The 18,187-nt window shown below is 46.0% G+C and carries 18 protein-coding genes; 15 read left to right on the top strand and 3 right to left on the bottom strand.

Annotation, left to right across the window (positions count from 1 at the left end; translation table 11 throughout):
- Positions 1-77: 77 nt before the first annotated feature.
- From argR to MOB98_RS14630, 5 genes are all read left to right on the top strand, one after another.
- Positions 78-527: an arginine repressor ArgR gene (gene argR / locus MOB98_RS14650; RefSeq protein ID WP_003236889.1), complete on the top strand. Its 450-nt coding sequence runs from the start codon at positions 78-80 to the stop codon at positions 525-527.
- Positions 528-563: 36 nt separating this feature from the next.
- On the top strand, positions 564-2,294 hold the full coding sequence (gene recN, locus MOB98_RS14645; protein ID WP_268360573.1) for a DNA repair protein RecN: 1,731 nt from the start codon (positions 564-566) through the stop codon (positions 2,292-2,294).
- A 173-nt stretch (positions 2,295-2,467) separates the two neighbouring features.
- A complete protein-coding gene (gene spoIVB / locus MOB98_RS14640) occupies positions 2,468-3,748 on the top strand; it encodes a SpoIVB peptidase (protein WP_268360575.1) in 1,281 nt (426 codons plus the stop codon).
- 275 nt (positions 3,749-4,023) lie between these two features.
- On the top strand, positions 4,024-4,827 hold the full coding sequence (gene spo0A / locus MOB98_RS14635) for a sporulation transcription factor Spo0A (protein WP_003226427.1): 804 nt from the start codon (positions 4,024-4,026) through the stop codon (positions 4,825-4,827).
- A gap of 141 nt (positions 4,828-4,968) precedes the next feature.
- The gene (locus MOB98_RS14630) at positions 4,969-5,148 is read left to right on the top strand and encodes a hypothetical protein (protein ID WP_268360576.1); all 180 of its coding nucleotides are present in this window, start codon (positions 4,969-4,971) and stop codon (positions 5,146-5,148) included.
- A 232-nt stretch (positions 5,149-5,380) separates the two neighbouring features.
- On the opposite strand, the gene MOB98_RS14625 is transcribed toward MOB98_RS14630, so the two are convergent.
- Together MOB98_RS14625 and MOB98_RS14620 are read right to left on the bottom strand one after the other, a co-directional pair.
- Complete coding sequence (locus tag MOB98_RS14625; protein ID WP_268360578.1) at positions 5,381-6,499, bottom strand: NADH-dependent flavin oxidoreductase; 1,119 nt, start codon at positions 6,497-6,499, stop codon at positions 5,381-5,383.
- A 72-nt stretch (positions 6,500-6,571) separates the two neighbouring features.
- Positions 6,572-6,706 (bottom strand): hypothetical protein, encoded by a 135-nt coding sequence (locus MOB98_RS14620; RefSeq protein ID WP_268360579.1) that lies wholly within the window; start codon positions 6,704-6,706, stop codon positions 6,572-6,574.
- 326 nt (positions 6,707-7,032) lie between these two features.
- Here MOB98_RS14620 and MOB98_RS14615 point away from each other — a divergent pair, with 326 nt between their 5' ends.
- From MOB98_RS14615 to prpB, 9 genes are all read left to right on the top strand, one after another.
- Positions 7,033-7,326: a hypothetical protein gene (locus MOB98_RS14615; RefSeq protein WP_268360581.1), complete on the top strand. Its 294-nt coding sequence runs from the start codon at positions 7,033-7,035 to the stop codon at positions 7,324-7,326.
- Positions 7,327-7,347: 21 nt separating this feature from the next.
- Positions 7,348-7,968: an N-acetylmuramoyl-L-alanine amidase gene (locus MOB98_RS14610; RefSeq protein ID WP_268360582.1), complete on the top strand. Its 621-nt coding sequence runs from the start codon at positions 7,348-7,350 to the stop codon at positions 7,966-7,968.
- 77 nt (positions 7,969-8,045) lie between these two features.
- On the top strand, positions 8,046-8,777 hold the full coding sequence (locus MOB98_RS14605; RefSeq protein ID WP_268360584.1) for a glycerophosphodiester phosphodiesterase: 732 nt from the start codon (positions 8,046-8,048) through the stop codon (positions 8,775-8,777).
- A 129-nt stretch (positions 8,778-8,906) separates the two neighbouring features.
- A complete protein-coding gene (locus MOB98_RS14600; RefSeq protein ID WP_268360585.1) occupies positions 8,907-10,088 on the top strand; it encodes an acetyl-CoA C-acetyltransferase in 1,182 nt (393 codons plus the stop codon).
- Positions 10,089-10,111: 23 nt separating this feature from the next.
- Positions 10,112-10,975 carry a 3-hydroxybutyryl-CoA dehydrogenase gene (locus MOB98_RS14595; RefSeq protein WP_268360586.1) on the top strand — a complete coding sequence of 288 codons (864 nt, stop codon included), beginning with the start codon at positions 10,112-10,114 and terminating at the stop codon, positions 10,973-10,975.
- Positions 10,976-11,002: 27 nt separating this feature from the next.
- A complete protein-coding gene (locus MOB98_RS14590) occupies positions 11,003-12,142 on the top strand; it encodes an acyl-CoA dehydrogenase (protein ID WP_268360587.1) in 1,140 nt (379 codons plus the stop codon).
- Between the two features lie 32 nt (positions 12,143-12,174).
- Positions 12,175-13,293, top strand: a complete 1,119-nt coding sequence (gene mmgD, locus MOB98_RS14585; RefSeq protein WP_268360588.1) for a citrate synthase — start codon at positions 12,175-12,177, stop codon at positions 13,291-13,293.
- 21 nt (positions 13,294-13,314) lie between these two features.
- The gene (locus MOB98_RS14580) at positions 13,315-14,733 is read left to right on the top strand and encodes a bifunctional 2-methylcitrate dehydratase/aconitate hydratase (protein WP_268360589.1); all 1,419 of its coding nucleotides are present in this window, start codon (positions 13,315-13,317) and stop codon (positions 14,731-14,733) included.
- A 16-nt stretch (positions 14,734-14,749) separates the two neighbouring features.
- A complete protein-coding gene (gene prpB, locus MOB98_RS14575; RefSeq protein WP_268360591.1) occupies positions 14,750-15,655 on the top strand; it encodes a methylisocitrate lyase in 906 nt (301 codons plus the stop codon).
- A gap of 45 nt (positions 15,656-15,700) precedes the next feature.
- Here the strand turns inward: prpB and MOB98_RS14570 are convergent, their stop codons facing one another.
- Complete coding sequence (locus tag MOB98_RS14570; protein ID WP_268360592.1) at positions 15,701-15,934, bottom strand: DUF2627 domain-containing protein; 234 nt, start codon at positions 15,932-15,934, stop codon at positions 15,701-15,703.
- A 152-nt stretch (positions 15,935-16,086) separates the two neighbouring features.
- Here MOB98_RS14570 and MOB98_RS14565 point away from each other — a divergent pair, with 152 nt between their 5' ends.
- The gene (locus tag MOB98_RS14565) at positions 16,087-18,162 is read left to right on the top strand and encodes a sigma 54-interacting transcriptional regulator (RefSeq protein ID WP_268360593.1); all 2,076 of its coding nucleotides are present in this window, start codon (positions 16,087-16,089) and stop codon (positions 18,160-18,162) included.
- Positions 18,163-18,187 lie beyond the last annotated feature (25 nt).

Genomic DNA, 18,187 nt, shown 5'->3' with positions numbered 1-18,187 from the left:
TTTTCTGCATTCATGTACAATTTGCAGAGAATCATATAACATAAAAGAACAGATAAGCTGGAAATAGAGGTGCTTACATGAACAAAGGCCAGAGGCATATTAAAATCAGAGAGATCATTACAAGCAATGAAATCGAAACGCAGGATGAATTGGTCGACATGCTGAAGCAGGATGGATACAAAGTGACTCAAGCCACGGTTTCACGGGATATTAAAGAACTTCACCTTGTAAAAGTGCCTACGAATAACGGTTCTTACAAATACAGCCTTCCGGCAGACCAGCGTTTCAATCCGCTATCCAAGCTGAAGCGGGCGCTGATGGACGCTTTTGTAAAAGTAGACTCAGCAAGCCATATGATTGTGCTGAAAACGATGCCGGGCAACGCTCAGGCAATCGGGGCGCTGATGGACAATTTGGACTGGGATGAAATTATGGGGACCATTTGCGGAGATGACACGATCTTAATTATTTGCCGGACTCCTGAAGATACAGACGGCGTAAAAAACAGGCTGCTTGAGCTGCTGTAAATAGAAATCTAACAAAGATAAGAGGTGTAATGCTGTTTGTTAGCTGAACTATCGATTAAAAACTTTGCCATTATTGAGGAACTGACGGTTTCTTTTGAACGCGGGCTCACGGTTTTAACAGGAGAAACCGGAGCCGGCAAATCCATCATCATAGATGCCATTTCTCTTTTAGTCGGGGGCCGCGGCTCATCTGAATTTGTCAGGTATGGAGAGGCCAAAGCCGAACTTGAGGGGCTGTTTCTGTTAGAGAGCGGGCATCCCGTTTTTGACGTGTGCGCTGAACAGGGAATCGACGTTTCAGACGAAATGATCGTGATGAGAAGGGATATCAGCACGAGCGGGAAAAGCGTTTGCCGGGTTAATGGCAAGCTTGTCACGATTGCCTCGCTAAGAGAGATCGGCAGGCTTTTATTAGATATTCACGGGCAGCACGATAACCAGCTGTTAATGGAGGACGAAAATCATCTCCAGCTTTTGGACAAGTTTGCCGGAGCAGAAGTGGAAAGCGCGCTCCAGGCGTATCAGGAAGGGTACCAGCGATATATGAAGCTGCTTAAAAAACTAAAACAGCTTTCCGAAAGCGAGCAGGAAATGGCCCACCGCCTTGATCTCATTCAATTTCAGCTCGAAGAAATCGAATCGGCAAAGCTTGAGCTTAATGAAGATGAACAGCTCCAAGAAGAACGCCAGCAAATTTCAAATTTTGAGAAGATATATGAATCGCTGCAAAATGCATATAACGCACTTCGCAGTGAGCAGGGCGGACTGGACTGGGTCGGAATGGCATCAGCGCAGCTTGAAGATATATCTGACATTAACGAACCGTTGAAAAAACTGTCTGAAAGTGTTTCGAACTCCTACTATCTGCTGGAGGACGCTACATTTCAGATGAGAAATATGCTGGATGAGCTAGAATATGATCCAGAACGCCTGAACTATATTGAGACGCGCCTTAATGAAATCAAACAGCTGAAACGAAAATATGGTGCAACTGTTGAAGACATTTTGGAATACGCTTCTAAAATTGAAGAAGAGATAGACCAAATTGAAAACAGGGACAGCCATCTTCAAAGCTTGAAGAAGGAACTTGACTCTGTCGGCAAGGATGTTGCAGTGGAAGCGGCAAATGTTTCACAAATCCGGAAAGCATGGGCGAAAAAGCTGGCCGATGAAATTCATCGGGAATTAAAAAGCCTATACATGGAAAAATCAACTTTTGATACGGAATTTAAGGTCAGAACAGCGTCACGCAATGAGGAGGCGCCAATTGTAAACGGTCAGCCTGTTCAGCTGTCTGAACAAGGGATTGATCTGGTGAAGTTTTTAATTTCAACCAACACTGGCGAGCCGCTTAAATCCCTGTCAAAAGTCGCTTCCGGAGGAGAGCTGTCCCGGGTGATGCTTGCAATAAAAAGCATTTTCTCCTCTCAGCAGGATGTAACATCGATTATTTTCGATGAGGTTGATACGGGTGTAAGCGGCAGAGTTGCGCAGGCAATTGCTGAGAAAATTCATAAAGTCTCAATAGGATCACAAGTGCTGTGTATTACACACCTGCCTCAGGTGGCTGCTATGGCCGATACGCATCTTTATATTGCGAAGGAATTAAAAGACGGCAGAACGACGACACGTGTCAAGCCGCTGTCCAAGCAGGAAAAGGTAGTGGAAATCGGGCGCATGATTGCTGGAGTCGAGGTAACGGACTTAACGAAACGCCATGCGAAGGAACTTTTAAAACAAGCGGATCAAGTCAAAACAACTGGGTAAGCTGCGTGAGAAGCGCAGCTTATTTTTTTCGCACACATCCATTCGTTCATCAGTATATCCAATGTTTTTCTTTATATGACAGTTATAAATAAGGCGACAGAAGGCAAAATTAATGATGTAGCAGCAAGACATAAAGAAGGTGTGGGATAGGAGCGAGGAGAGTGAAGTAGTGAATGCCCGATAACATCAGAAAAGCAGTAGGTTTAATTCTCCTTGTTTCGTTATTAAGTGTAGGTTTATGCAAACCGCTAAAAGAGTATTTACTGATTCCAACGCAAATGAGAGTATTTGAAACCCAAACACAAGCGATTGAAACGAGTTTATCGGTAAACGCTCATGCACAAGAATCATCGGAAGCGTTTACAGTAAAGAAAGACCCGCATGAAATCAAGGTGACAGGCAAAAAATCGGGCGAGTCAGAGTTAGTATACGATCTTGCCGGATTTCCAATCAAAAAAACAAAAGTGCAAGTTCTTCCTGATTTAAAAGTCATACCCGGCGGACAATCAATCGGTGTTAAACTTCATTCCGTAGGTGTTCTTGTCGTCGGATTTCATCAAATCAACACAAGTGAAGGCAAAAAATCTCCGGGAGAAACGGCTGGCATTGAAGCGGGTGACATCATTATTGAGATGAATGGACAGAAAATTGAAAAAATGAATGATGTAGCCCCATTTATCCAGAAGGCCGGTAAAACCGGAGAATCTTTGGATTTGCTGATTAAACGTGATAAGCAAAAAATCAAAACAAAGCTTATTCCCGAAAAGGATGAAGCAGAAGGCAAGTACAGAATCGGATTATATATCAGAGATTCGGCTGCCGGCATCGGCACCATGACTTTTTTTGACCCGAAAACAAAAAAATACGGAGCACTTGGCCACGTGATTTCCGATATGGACACAAAGAAACCAATTGTAGTGGAGAACGGAGAAATCGTTAAATCCACTGTAACATCAATTGAAAAAGGGACAGGCGGAAATCCGGGAGAAAAACTGGCGCGATTTTCCTCAGAACGCAAAACGATCGGGGATATTAACAGAAACAGCCCATTTGGGATATTCGGAACATTGCATCAGCCCATTCAAAACAATATTTCAGATGAAGCGCTGCCGGTTGCATTTTCTGATGAAGTCAAAAAAGGGCCGGCTGAAATTTTAACGGTTATTGATGATGACAAGGTAGAAAAATTTGATATTGAAATCGTCAGCACGACGCCGCAAAAATTTCCGGCGACAAAAGGAATGGTCTTAAAAATAACTGATCCGAGGCTGTTGAAAGAAACAGGAGGCATCGTACAGGGGATGAGCGGAAGCCCGATCATTCAAAATGGAAAAGTGATCGGCGCTGTCACTCATGTGTTTGTAAATGACCCGACAAGCGGCTACGGTGTTCATATTGAATGGATGCTGTCCGAAGCGGGAATTGATATTTACGGAAAAGAAAAAGCAAGCTGACTGCCGGAGTTTCCGGCAGTTTTTTTATTTTGATCCCTCTTCACTTCTCAGAATACATACGGTAAAATATACAAAAGAAGATTTTTCGACAAATTCACGTTTCCTTATTTGTCAAATTTCATTTTTAGTCGAAAAACGGAGAAAAACATAGAATAACAAAGATATGCCACTAATATTGGTGATTATGATTTTTTTAGAGGGTATATAGCGGTTTTGTCGAATGTAAACATGTAGCAAGGGTGAATCCTGTTAACTACATTTGGGGAGGAAGAAACGTGGAGAAAATTAAAGTTTGTGTTGCTGACGATAATCGAGAGCTGGTAAGCCTGTTGAGTGAATATATAGAAGGACAGGAAGACATGGAAGTGATCGGTGTTGCTTATAACGGACAGGAGTGCCTGTCGTTGTTTAAAGAAAAAGATCCCGATGTCCTCGTATTGGATATTATTATGCCGCATTTAGACGGACTAGCGGTTTTAGAGCGGCTGAGGGAATCAGATCTGAAAAAACAACCGAATGTGATTATGCTGACAGCCTTTGGACAGGAAGATGTCACGAAAAAGGCCGTCGATTTAGGCGCGTCCTACTTTATTCTCAAACCGTTTGATATGGAAAACCTTGTCGGCCATATCCGCCAGGTCAGCGGAAATGCCAGCAGCGTGACGCATCGTGCACCATCATCGCAAAGCAGCATTATACGCAGCAGCCAGCCTGAACCAAAAAAGAAAAATCTCGACGCGAGCATCACAAGCATTATCCATGAAATCGGCGTCCCGGCACATATAAAAGGCTATCTCTATTTGCGCGAAGCAATCTCAATGGTATACAATGACATCGAATTGCTAGGCAGCATTACAAAAGTCCTCTATCCGGACATCGCCAAAAAATTCAACACAACCGCAAGCCGTGTAGAAAGAGCGATCCGCCATGCAATTGAAGTGGCATGGAGCAGAGGAAACATTGATTCCATTTCCTCGTTGTTCGGCTATACCGTCAGCATGACAAAAGCTAAACCTACCAACAGCGAATTCATTGCAATGGTTGCGGATAAGCTTAGATTAGAACATAAGGCTTCTTAAACATGTGCATATTATGTGATGATTAAATCAAACGTCTTTTATTTATTGGTTCACACTGATAAATAGGAGGCGTTTTTTTGGCGACATTTGTTATCATAGGTGATGGATATGAAAATTTATTTTCCGCAAGGAGTGAGGTATGTGTTTGAAAAATATGGTCTGCTGATTGCCTTATTTATTCTTGCGCTTTGCGTCAATTCGAACATCATCACAGATTCACGCTTACTAGGCACCCTGATTGACTTTATCTCATTTATGGTCATGGTTTCATGTGTTCTCGCTGCTTGGAGAATCAAAACCAAACAATCAGAATCAAATTGAAACCTTTCCCCTGCAAAATCGTAAGTAAGGTGTATTTTATTCAAAGGAGACGTACGAATGAGCAAGAAAAAAGCAAGAAAGCGTGACGGACTTTTGTTAGATTTGCTTTCTGAAGTGGCAGGCCATTTGCTGTTCCTGCCGTTTAGGGTTTTGCACAAACTGATTGACTAGAGAAAAAGATCCCTTATATAAGGGATCTTTTTTTATAATAAACTTCGGTAGTCTTTGCACATTAATCTTTATAAGGCACCCAGCCAGGCGTGTTCACAATGGCTTGCCATAGCGGTTCAGGCAAGTGATATTTTTCTTTATCTGTCCCTTTGATCACTGTTTCGATTTGTTTTTCCCGGCCTTCTTTTACTTTCACAGTCCAGTCAGGGTCAACTAAAATTTCGCGTCCCATAGCGACTAGCGGAATACCGTTTTCGATGACGGCCAGCGCGTCATCTGCAGAATGAATGGAACCGACGGCGATCAGCGGCACTTTGTTTCCGACTCGTTCATTCAACAAGTCCATACGTGTGCGAGTCGGGTCTGCACCGCGGCGCGCTTTTGAATTCACATCCATCAGTGAGATATGAAGATAGTCCAATTCTTTATCCCCTAAAGCATCAACAAGCGTAAAGGTTTCAGTCATGGTCAATCCTGGTGTCTCAGGTTCTTCCGGAGACAGACGGTAGCCGACTAAGAACGCACCCTTCGCATGTTCTGAAGCGGCTTTTTTCACTTCATCGACAATAGCGAGCGGGAAGGATAATCGTTTTTCATCGCTTCCTCCCCAGCGGTCTGTGCGCTGATTGGTTTTCGGAGAATAAAACTGCTGAATCAAGTAGCCGTTTGCACCGTGAATTTCGACACCGTCAAAGCCGGCTTCAATGGCGCGTCTTGTTGCTTCTCCAAATGCCTTCACGATGTTTTCCACTTCTTCATTTGTTAATGCGCGGGCAATTTGTTTGCCGTTATCAAACACGTCACTTGGTCCTACAACATCTTGTTGAGGAACGAGCTCAGACGGGCATTCAATTCCGCCGTGATGAATTTGCACAACGGCTTTAGCGCCTTGTGCCTGAATGGCTTGTGCTAATTTTTTCAAACCTGGAATGTTGGAGTCTTCATGGATGGCCGGCTGCCCGGGAAATGCCTTTCCGTCCGGAGTGACATTTGCGCAGGCTGTAATCACCATTCCCATTTCTTTTGAACGGGGGATGATGTAATCAAGCTCTGCATCAGATATCGTGCCGTCATCGTTAGAAGCGTAATGAGTCATTGGTGCTACTGCGATCCGGTTGTCAATTGTAACGCCGCTTTTAAACGTAAATGGTTCAAACAGCGGTTTATACTTTGGGTTCATTTGATCATCTTCTTTCGTTTGGATTCGGACATATTCTAGCCTATATGTAAAAATTAATGCAATTGATCTGCTTTACCGGCTGAATATCTTGAGTACAGAGTGATGTTTTCTCCGCTCTTTTTCGGGAGCTTTGTAGCCGCCGCTGATTTGATGGCCGATAGAGCAAGTGATGACCGTTGCAGCGAGCAGCAGGACGAACTTTTTCATGGCTGTAACTTCTTTCTGTAAAGGAAATATTCTTTAAAAGGTTACGCCTGTCTGATCCAGCCGTCAAACCATTTGCTCACCTCGTTCCTCATATTTTTCAAAATGAATAAAAAGTTGCTTCTTTCCGTTAATTTTTTCTAATATGCGTCTCATTTAGAGCCATCCTCATAGACAAATATGATTGTTTTCTTACTAACAACAGGAAATGATCAGGTCGGATAGCCCTTTTGAAAATCATGGAACTTCATCGCCTGTATACACAGCGTCTTTACAAATCCGCTATTCTGGTCAAAGATAAAAGCCAAACATCAGGAAGAGGTGATCATGTGAAACAAACGGTTCTTTTGCTGTGTACTGTGCTCCTTCTCTCAGGGTGCAGTATTGCGAGTGCGGATGACTCAGCTCCAAGGTTTACCGAAGAGGGAAAATACATTGGCTCGGCTGATCCGCATACAATCGCGGTTTCTCTAAATGGAGAAGAAGCCATGATACAAGTTCCGAAGGATAAACGTGATGAATGTGAATCGCTGCCAGATCACACAGATGTCCAGGTGAAATATATAAAAAAGGATAATGGAACCTTACAGCTGGAAGACATTCAGCTGCAGAAGAATTCGTGATAAAAGACCGGAGGGAGAAAGTTGAGAAAGTTATGGAGGAGCTTGGCGCTATGCGGATTGGCTTTGACGCTCGCGCCTTGCGCTCAGGCGGCAGAGCCGATAGAAGGGAAAACAGTATACATTGATGCCGGACACGGCGGTGAAGACAGCGGAGCAGTCGGGAATGGGCTCTTTGAAAAGGATATTAATTTGGCAGTTTCCAAGCAAGTGACGGACAAGCTCAAAGCGGAGGGGGCCCATCCTGTTGCATCCAGATCAGACGATCATTTTCTGACCTTGGAGGACAGAGTCGCAAAGGCAAGTGCCAATCACGCCGATCTTTTTGTCAGCATTCATGTAAATTCCGGGGTTGCTTCAGCTTCAGGAACAGAAACGTATTTTCAGTCTGATTATGAAGGGGAAAACAGCCGGCGTCTGGCAGCTGATATTCAGTCAAAGCTCGTCTCATCCTTACAGACGAGAGACAGAGGCGTGAAAGAATCAGACTTTTACGTCATTACATATTCACAAATGCCGAGTGTGCTGGCGGAGCTTGGATTTATTACAAACAGCTCTGATGCGGACAAGCTTGGAAGCGAACAATACCAGCAAAAGGCCGCGGATGCGATTGTCGACGGCATTGATTTTTATTATGATCAGTGATTGCTTCAGCCTTAATCCTAGAGTGAAAACGCCAAAATCAGTATAATGGAGAAAACATTAGGGCTTGAGGTGGAACGATGACAAAGATTTTTGCCCATCGGGGGGCATCGGGTCAATATCCCGAAAATACCATGCTTGCATTTGAAAAAGGAATTGAAGCCGGAGCGGACGGAATAGAGCTTGATGTACAGCTGACAAAAGACGGACGCATTGTTGTGATCCATGATGAAAGACTTGACCGGACGACATCGCTCAAAGGATTCGTGAAGGATACAGCGTACGATGTGATCATGACTGCGAATGCTGCTGCTGGCCACGATCAAACGTACAGCGATATCAAAGTGCCGCTGCTTGAAGACGTGCTCTCGTGGGCAGTAAAAAAGAATTTTCTCATCAACATTGAATTAAAAAACAGCGTGATCCGTTATGAAGGAATGGAAGAAAAAGTGCTGGAGGCAGTGAAACGATTCAATATAGAGGAAAGAGTCATCCTGTCCACGTTTAATCATGAAAGCCTGGCGCTATGCGCCCGGCTTGCTCCCCATATCGAACGGGCGGCATTGACTTCAGATGTGCTATATCAGGCTGATCGGTATATCGCATCAATTCCGGCTTCTGGCTATCACCCGAAGCTAAACAGCCCGGGGACCACGGATGAAGTACTGAAGAGAATGAGGAACAATTCGATTAAGGTAAGGCCTTATACGGTCAATCGGCCGGAGGATATGAAGCGCCTCATTGAAGCGGGGGCAGACGGAATGTTTACCGATTTTCCTGCAGAGGCTATGGCCACGTTAAAAAATGAATAGTTGTTTTTAGAAGGAGGCTGTTGAAAGCAGCCTTCTTTTTTCATTCATTCATGCCCGTTTCAGAGCATACATTCATAGAAGACAACTAGAAATTGTAAGCGCTGTCTATCTTCTGAATGAGGTGAAACCATGAGGAAAACAGTCATTGTAAGTGCCGCAAGAACTCCATTTGGCAAATTCGGCGGGGCATTGAAAGAGGTTAAGGCTGCTGAGCTTGGGGGCATTGCGATGAAAGAGGCGTTACGTCGGGCTGGAGTCTCTGGAGACGAGGCGGAAGGAACTGTCATGGGCATGGTTGTCCAAGCCGGCTCAGGGCAGATCCCTTCCCGACAAGCTGCCCGGCTCGCTGGAATGCCTTGGAGTGTGCCATCTGAAACACTGAATAAAGTCTGTGCATCCGGACTTCGAGCTGTCACCTTATGTGATCAAATGATCCGGGCGCAAGATGCAGACCTCCTTGTTGCCGGGGGAATGGAAAGCATGAGCAATATTCCGTATGCCATTCCCGCCGGGCGCTGGGGAGCACGAATGGGAGACGGGGAGCTTAGGGATTTAATGGTTTATGACGGGTTAACGTGCGCGTTTGACGCGGTGCATATGGCTGTTCACGGAAATACAGCAGCCAAAGAATATGGAATCTCTCGCGGGGAGCAGGATGAATGGGCGCTAAGAAGCCATGCGCGGGCAGCTCAGGCAGAAGATGAAGGAAAGTTTCAGGATGAAATAGTTCCCGTCAGCTGGATAGGACGAAAAGGAAAAACAAACATTGTTGACAAAGATGAAGCGATTCGCCGTGACACAAGTCTGGATCAGCTTGCAAAACTTTCACCGATTTATACAAGTGACGGTTCCATCACAGCCGGCAATGCGCCTGGGGTCAATGACGGAGCCGGTGCGTTCGTGCTGATGTCTGAGGACAAAGCTGCTGCGCTTGGCAAACAGCCTTTGGCTACAATTCTTGGTTTTTCAACGATGGGAATGAAAGCGCACGAGCTAGCGGCAGCACCGGGGTTTGCAATCAACAAACTGTTGAAAAAGAACGCTTTAACCGTCCAGGATATTGATTTGTTTGAAATAAATGAAGCGTTTGCTTCTGTGGTTTTGACATGCGAAAAAATTGTCGGTTTCGATCTTGAAAAAGTAAATGTAAACGGCGGTGCGATTGCACTCGGCCACCCGATCGGAGCAAGCGGGGCGAGAATTCTCATGACACTTGTTTACGAATTAAAGCGACGGGGAGGGGGACTGGGTGTTGCCGCCATTTGCAGCGGTGCAGCTCAGGGTGACGCCGTCTTAGTGGAGGTTCATTAAAACAGACGAAAAAGGGGATTTGAATGGAAATGAAACAAATCATGGTAGCTGGCGCAGGACAGATGGGCAGCGGAATTGCTCAAACAGCTGCTGGCGCAGGCTTTTATGTGAGGATGTATGATGTGAACCCGGAGGCTGCGGAGGCGGGATTGAGGCGGTTGAAGAAACGGCTGACCCGTGATGCTGAGAAAGGAAGCAAGACCGAGGCGGAAGTGAAGAGTGTGATCAGCCGCATTTCGATTTCTCAAACGCTGGAGGAGGCAAAGCATGCGGACATTGTGATTGAGGCTATCGCAGAAAACATGACGGCGAAAACCGAGATGTTTAACAAACTTGATCACATTTGCCCGTCTCATACGATTTTGGCCAGCAATACGTCGTCTTTGCCTATTACAGAAATCGCTGCGGTGACAAACCGGCCTGACCGAGTCATTGGCATGCATTTTATGAATCCTGTTCCTGTGATGAAGCTGGTTGAAGTGATTCGCGGCTTGGCTACGTCAGAAGAAACGGCCTTAGAGGTTAAGGGATTAGCGGAAAAGATGGGAAAAACGCCAGTCGAAGTCAATGATTTTCCGGGGTTTGTTTCCAACCGTGTGCTTCTTCCGATGATTAATGAAGCCATCTATTGCGTGTATGAGGGGGTGGCGAAGCCGGAAGCGATAGACGAGGTGATGAAGCTGGGCATGAACCATCCGATGGGCCCGCTAACATTGGCAGATTTTATTGGACTGGATACATGTTTATCGATTATGGAAGTTCTTCATTCCGGCCTTGGCGATTCCAAATATCGTCCGTGCCCGCTGCTTCGCAAATACGTCAAAGCGGGCTGGCTTGGCAAAAAGACCGGACGCGGCTTTTATCAATATGAAGGGAAGACTTCCTGAAGTCAATTCCATCCGGGGGTGGCCTAGTTGCATGTAACCCAAGAGCAAGTCATGATGCGAAAAATGGTGCGTGATTTTGCCAGAAAAGAAATTGCTCCCGCTGCAAAAATCATGGAGGAAACGGACGAATTTCCTCTTCAGCTGATCAAAAAAATGGGTAAGCACGGCTTAATGGGAATACCGGTGCCGGAACGATACGGCGGTGCTGGTGCGGATGCAGTTTCTTATATTTTGGCGATTCATGAGATTTCAAAAATCAGTGCGGCTGTCGGTGTCATTCTTTCCGTTCATACCTCAGTCGGCACAAATCCGATTCTGTACTTCGGCAACGAAGAACAGAAAATGAAATATATACCGAAGCTCGCTTCAGGAGACCATTTGGGTGCATTTGCGCTGACTGAGCCTCATTCAGGGTCGGATGCCGGAAGTCTCCGTACAACAGCAATCAAAAAGAACGGCAAATACGTATTAAACGGGTCGAAGATATTCATTACAAATGGCGGAGCCGCCGATATCTATATCACGTTTGCTTTAACAGCTCCAGATCAAGGCAGGCACGGGATTTCAGCTTTTATCGTTGAAAAAAACACACCCGGTTTTGCTGTTGGAAAAAAAGAAAAAAAGCTGGGGCTCTATGGCTCCAATACAACGGAGCTGATTTTTGACAATGCAGAAGTGCCTGAAGAAAATTTGCTTGGCAAAGAGGGTGATGGCTTCAACATTGCCATGGCGAATTTAAATGTCGGCCGCATCGGCATTGCGGCACAGGCGCTCGGTATTGCAGAGGCGGCTCTTGAGCATGCCGTTGCTTATGCGAAGCAGCGGATGCAATTTGGAAGGCCTATCGCAGCGAATCAAGGCATATCGTTTAAGCTGGCTGACATGGCGACTAGGGCAGAAGCAGCAAGGCATCTTGTGTATCACGCAGCAGATCTTCATAACCGCGGCTTAGCTTGTGGAAAAGAAGCGTCTATGGCTAAACAATTTGCTTCTGATTCTGCGGTAAGGGCGGCATTAGACGCCGTCCAGATTTATGGGGGATACGGCTATATGAAGGATTATCCGGTCGAGCGGCTGCTTCGTGATGCAAAGGTGACGCAAATCTATGAAGGGACGAACGAGATTCAAAGATTGATTATTTCCAAGCATTTGCTTGGCGCAATTTGATAGACAAAAACGCAAAAACGGAGGTTGAGGATATGGAGGAGAAACAGCATTATTCTCCGGGTTTGGACGGTGTCATCGCGGCAGAAACCCATATTTCTTATCTTGACACGCAGTACAGCCAGATTTTAATAAGAGGCTATGACTTAATTGATCTTTCTAAAACAAAAAGCTACTTGGAGCTTGTCCATTTATTGCTGGAGGGCCGGCTGCCGGTAGAAAGTGAAACGAAAACGCTGGAAAGAAACATAAACAGCGCATCAAATCTGCCAACTGATATTCTCCGTCTGCTAGAACTGCTCCCTAAGCATACACATCCGATGGATGGCCTGCGGACCGGACTGTCTGCACTTGCCGGTTATGATCCGCAAATTGATGATCGGTCTCCTTCTGCAAACAAGGAGCGCGCCTATGAGCTTCTGGGAAAAATGCCTGCGCTTACTGCTGCCAGCTACAGGATCATCAATAAGAAAGAGCCGATTCTTCCGCTTCAAACCCTATCGTACAGTGCGAATTTTCTCTACATGATGACAGGAAAAATCCCGTCCTCACTGGAAGCACGGATTTTTGACCGGTCCCTCGTCCTGTACAGTGAGCATGAGATGCCGAATTCAACCTTTGCGGCCAGGGTCATCGCTTCTACACATTCAGATCTTTATGGCGCTCTGACAGGAGCTGTCGCCTCCCTGAAAGGGAATCTTCATGGAGGAGCAAACGAAGCTGTGATGTATATGCTTTTGGAGGCGAAAACAACATCCGATTTTGAGCAGCTTCTGCAAACAAAACTGAATAGAAAAGAAAAAATTATGGGATTCGGCCACCGTGTCTATATGAAAAAAATGGACCCCAGAGCGCTTATGATGAAAGAGGCGCTGCAGCAATTATGCGATAAAGCCGGTGACCATCGTTTATACGAGATGTGTGAAGCAGGCGAGCGGCTGATGGAGAAGGAAAAAGGCCTTTATCCGAATTTAGATTACTATGCTGCCCCGGTGTATTGGATGCTTGGCATACCGATTCCATTGTATACGCCCGTCTTTTTCAGCGCGAGAACGGCCGGTTTATGCGCCCATGTCATTGAACAGCATGCCAATAACCGTCTCTTCCGCCCTCGTGTCAGCTATATGGGCCCGCGTCACAGGTCCGAATCATAAACCATGAAAGGAACTGGTAGCATGCTGAAAATGGATCATGTCATTGAAGAGATCACAGACTATGTGCTTGAGAAAGAGATTACAAGCTCTGAGGCCTATACAACAGCGGGGCATGTGTTGCTGGATACGCTGGGCTGCGGGATTTTGGCGCTCCGGTATCCCGAATGCACAAAGCTGCTTGGCCCGATTGTGCCCGGAACGATTGTGCCGAATGGAAGCAAAGTACCGGGAACGTCATATGTTCTCGATCCGGTGAGAGCGGCGTTTAATATCGGGTGCATGATCCGCTGGCTCGATTACAACGACACGTGGCTGGCTGCAGAGTGGGGGCATCCGTCTGATAATCTGGGAGGAATCCTTGCCACTGCTGATTATGTATCGAGAGTGAGGCTGTCTGAAGGAAAAGAGCCTTTAACGGTACGTGACGTACTTGAAATGATGATCAAAGCACACGAGATTCAAGGTGTGCTGGCGTTAGAAAACAGCTTAAACCGAGTGGGCCTTGATCATGTGCTGTTTGTAAAAGTTGCGACAACCGCTGTTGCAGCCAAACTTTTGGGCGGCGGGAGAGAAGAAATCAAAAATGCGCTTACGAATGCATGGATTGACAATGCAGCCTTGAGGACATACCGGCATTCACCGAATACAGGCTCTCGCAAATCATGGGCGGCAGGAGATGCAACGAGCAGAGGTGTTCATTTGGCGCTGATGGCGTTAAAAGGGGAAATGGGTTATCCGACAGCGTTGAGCGCTCCGGGATGGGGCTTCCAAGACGTTCTATTCAATAAGAAAGAGATCAAACTTGCGCGTCCGCTTGATGCTTATGTCATGGAAAATGTGTTATTTAAAGTGTCTTACCCTGCGGAATTTCACGCCCAGACAGCAGCGGAGTGCGCTGTCATTCTTCACCCGCAGGTAAAGGGCCGGATTGATGAGATTGACCGTGTTGTCATCAGAACGCATGAGTCCGCTATCCGAATCATTGATAAAACAGGCCCGCTCCACAATCCGGCAGACCGCGATCACTGCCTCCAATACATTACAGCCATCGGTTTGCTGTTTGGTGATATCACTGCACAGCATTATGAGGCTGAAACAGCGAGTGATCCGAGAATAGATAAACTTCGTGATAAAATGGAAGTGACTGAAAATAAAACGTATACCGAGGATTATTTGAAACCCGACAAGCGTTCCATTTCAAATGCTGTTCAGGTTTATTTTAAAGACGGAACGAGCACGGAAATGGTGGAATGTGAATTTCCGCTCGGCCATCGTTTTCGAAGAGACGAGGCAGTGCCGAAACTGCTTGAGAAGTTTTCTGCCAATCTTAAAACCCATTATGGTGATAAACAGCACAAACATATTTATGAGCGCTGTACCAGCTATGAGACATTACAAACGATGCGCGTAAATGAATTCGTAGATATGTTCTGTTTGTAAAAAGGAGGACTTGGTCATGTCGTGGATCGTTAATAAGCAATCGCCGCAAGAAGAGCTTGCCGGGCGTTTTCGCGAGCTGATGTCAGCGCCGGACATCCTGCAAATTCCCGGCGCCCATGACGGGATGGCCGCCCTGCTTGCGAAAGAAGCTGGTTTTTCTGCTATTTATTTGTCGGGTGCTGCATACACAGCCAGCAGGGGGCTGCCTGATTTAGGGATTGTTACATCGGCAGAGATGGCTGAACGGGCCAAAGATCTTGTGCGTGCAGCTGATCTGCCTCTGCTTGTGGATATCGATACGGGATTTGGCGGTGTGTTAAATGCCGCCCGAACCGCTCGTGAGATGCTTGAAGCCAGGGTAGCTGCCGTTCAAATAGAAGACCAGGAGCTTCCGAAAAAATGCGGGCATTTAAATGGCAAACAGCTTGTACCGATCAAGGAAATGGCGCAAAAAATAAAAGCAATCAAACAAGCGGCGCCCACCCTTATCGTTGTTGCCCGCACTGATGCCAGAGCGCAGGAAGGGCTTGATGCCGCAATCAAACGGGCAGCGGCTTACATTGAGGCTGGAGCGGACGCAATATTCCCGGAAGCGCTTCAGGAGGAGGACGAATTCCGCCAGTTTGCTGAGCGTATTTCCGTTCCGCTCCTTGCGAATATGACTGAATTTGGGAAAACGCCGTATTATCGTGCTGATGAATTCAAAAATATGGGGTTTCACATGGTGATATATCCTGTTACATCGCTTCGAGCGGCGGCAAAAGCTTATGAGCGGATGTTTGGTTTGATAAGGGAGCGCGGCTCACAAAAAGAAGGGCTTCATCATATGCAGACACGGAAAGAACTGTACGAAACGATTTCTTATTATGACTATGAAGCGCTAGACCAAACGATTGCCAAAACCGTTTTGCCTGACGAATAGTTTCGATCAAAAAAGCCGGAGTGATCTCCGGCTTTTTTGCAGCTGTCATTTTCTGAATCGCGGGCTGACTTGATTGCGTTTTCTGTCTCTGTAAAAAATGAACCCGGCCAGCACATAAAGGCCGAACGCAAAAAAAATGAATCCTGACAAACCTTGGAGCCAAAGAGCTGAAAATGGCTTAATCGTATGGCCGAAAAGCGTATCCCTCATCAGTTTTATGCCTAAAGCGGAAATGGCGCCGGGGATGACTAATATCAAAAGCGCAAGAAGTCGGCTCATCCTCAGAAAACCCCTTTATCTTTTCATTTCCTTTATTGTCCAGCGGAAAAAATATTTTGTCAAGAGAAGAAAACGTGGTAACATAGGGTTGTGCAAATTATTGCAACGGAATAAATAGGTGTGCAAATTTTTTCATACAAAGGGGTATCGGGATGCAAAAGGTACTGATTGTAGGTGCCGGCAAAAGGGGAACGGCGTTATTACATATTCTGATCAAAACAGCCGTCATAGAGATTATTGCCGTTGTTGACAAAGACCCCGAGGCGCCGGGATTGAGAGAAGCAGAACAGTATGGAATTGCCGTTTCATCTGATTGGAAACCTTACATACAACAAAAACCGGATATTGTCATTCATACTACGGGCAATCAAGCCGTATTTGACGAGCTCCTTCGGGAAAAGCATGAAAAGACCATTGTCATGCCGGGAAAAATGGCGTACATCGTTTTTCAGCTGATGGAAGAAAAGCAGCAGCTGATTCAAATGCTGAAAGAGCAAACATACAAACACGACAGAATTTTTAATTCCACCCATGACGGAATGATTTTCATTGATATCAATGAAGAAATCATTCTCTTTAACCATATGGCCGAAAAAATGGTCGGGAAAAAACGTGAGGAAGTCATCGGGCGGCCGATAAAAGAAGTTATTCCGAGCACAAAGATGCCGCGGATTTTAAAAACGAGGGAGCCTGAATACAACCAAAAGCAGCTTTTGGGCGAGACTCAAATCGTGACTACCAGACTGCCGATTATTGATGAAGGCGGACGTTTGCTCGGGGCGCTTTGTGTGTTTAAAGATATCACTGATGCGGTCGAGCTTGCGGAGGAAGTGACGAATCTCAAACAGGTGCGTACGATGCTGGAGGCGATTATTCAATCCTCAGATGAGGCGATTTCTGTCGTTGATGAAAACGGGATAGGCCTTTTGATTAATAAAGCATATACAAAAATGACGGGGCTTTCTGAAAAAGAAGTCATCGGAAAGCCTGCAAACACCGATATTTCTGAAGGCGAAAGCATGCACTTAAAAGTGCTTGAAACAAGGCGCCCTGTCCGCGGTGTCAGAATGAAGGTCGGCCCGAATGAAAAAGAGGTCATCGTCAATGTAGCGCCGGTCATTGTAGACGGGATTTTGAAAGGCAGCGTCGGTGTGATTCACGACGTGTCCGAAATTAAAATGCTGACAGCGGAGCTTAATCGGGCCAGACAAATCATTCGTACGCTTGAAGCGAAATACACCTTCGACGACATTATCGGCAAAAGCGAGCAAATGCTGGTTGCGCTTGAGCAGGCGAAGATCGGGGCAAAAACGCCGGCAACCATTTTGCTGCGCGGGGAATCAGGAACAGGAAAAGAACTGTTCGCCCACGCCATCCATAATGAAAGCGACCGGAAGTACAATAAATTTATTCGCGTGAATTGCGCAGCCCTTTCTGAAAACCTGCTCGAATCGGAATTGTTCGGCTATGAGGATGGTGCGTTTTCAGGAGCGAAGCGCGGCGGTAAAAAGGGCCTGTTCGAAGAAGCCAATAACGGCAGTATTTTCTTAGATGAAATCGGTGAGCTGACACAAAACATGCAGGCGAAATTGCTCCGCGTTCTTCAAGAGAAGGAAATCGTCAGAGTGGGGGGCACAAAAGCAATCCCTGTCAACGTCAGAGTGATTGCTGCAACAAATGTAAATATCGAAAAAGCAATGGCGGATGGAACGTTCCGCGAAGATCTGTATTACCGGATTAACCGCTACCCCATCTCCATCCCGCCTTTGCGGCAGCGGCTGGAGGACATTGAGGCACTCAGCGTCCGGCTTATCCAAAAGATCAACCGGGATTACGGCAGGAATGTAAAAGGGCTTACACAGCAAGCCTTGCGTGCCTTATCTGCTTACCATTGGCCTGGGAATGTCCGCGAGCTGGAAAATGTTCTTGGACGAGCCATGATCTTTTTGAATCCGCATATGGAATGGATTGAAAAAGATCACCTGCCTGTATTCGAACTAGAACAAAAAGAAAATGACACAGACCAAGGGACAGGTTTTGATTTTCCTGATATTGAAGGCGAAAAGCTATCAGTCGCAGTAGAAAAATTTGAAGCGCATTTGATCCAGCAAACGCTCGAAAAGCATCATTATAACCGGACAAAAACAGCGAAAGCCCTCGGTGTCAGCATACGGAATTTATATTACAAAATGGATAAATACGGCCTTGCAAATGAAGGCATGCAATAATTTGCAGAATAAACGCAAACATCTG

It is taken from the genome of Bacillus sp. N13C7, assembly GCF_026790065.1.
Classification (GTDB): Bacteria; Bacillota; Bacilli; order Bacillales; family Bacillaceae; genus Bacillus.
This window is presented reverse-complemented; position numbering and strand designations above follow the sequence as displayed.

Bases quoted from the DNA above. Each gene is read 5' to 3' on its own strand.
- MOB98_RS14625 (WP_268360578.1), bottom strand. From the start codon at position 6,499: ATGAACCCAAAGTATAAACCGCTGTTTGAACCATTTACGTTTAAAAGC.
- spoIVB (WP_268360575.1), top strand. From the start codon at position 2,468: ATGCCCGATAACATCAGAAAAGCAGTAGGTTTAATTCTCCTTGTTTCG.
- argR (WP_003236889.1), top strand. From the start codon at position 78: ATGAACAAAGGCCAGAGGCATATTAAAATCAGAGAGATCATTACAAGC.
- MOB98_RS14580 (WP_268360589.1), top strand. From the start codon at position 13,315: ATGCTGAAAATGGATCATGTCATTGAAGAGATCACAGACTATGTGCTT.
- MOB98_RS14605 (WP_268360584.1), top strand. From the start codon at position 8,046: ATGACAAAGATTTTTGCCCATCGGGGGGCATCGGGTCAATATCCCGAA.
- MOB98_RS14570 (WP_268360592.1), bottom strand. From the start codon at position 15,934: ATGAGCCGACTTCTTGCGCTTTTGATATTAGTCATCCCCGGCGCCATT.
- MOB98_RS14565 (WP_268360593.1), top strand. From the start codon at position 16,087: ATGCAAAAGGTACTGATTGTAGGTGCCGGCAAAAGGGGAACGGCGTTA.
- MOB98_RS14620 (WP_268360579.1), bottom strand. From the start codon at position 6,706: ATGAAAAAGTTCGTCCTGCTGCTCGCTGCAACGGTCATCACTTGCTCT.
- mmgD (WP_268360588.1), top strand. From the start codon at position 12,175: ATGGAGGAGAAACAGCATTATTCTCCGGGTTTGGACGGTGTCATCGCG.
- prpB (WP_268360591.1), top strand. From the start codon at position 14,750: ATGTCGTGGATCGTTAATAAGCAATCGCCGCAAGAAGAGCTTGCCGGG.
- MOB98_RS14600 (WP_268360585.1), top strand. From the start codon at position 8,907: ATGAGGAAAACAGTCATTGTAAGTGCCGCAAGAACTCCATTTGGCAAA.
- MOB98_RS14595 (WP_268360586.1), top strand. From the start codon at position 10,112: ATGGAAATGAAACAAATCATGGTAGCTGGCGCAGGACAGATGGGCAGC.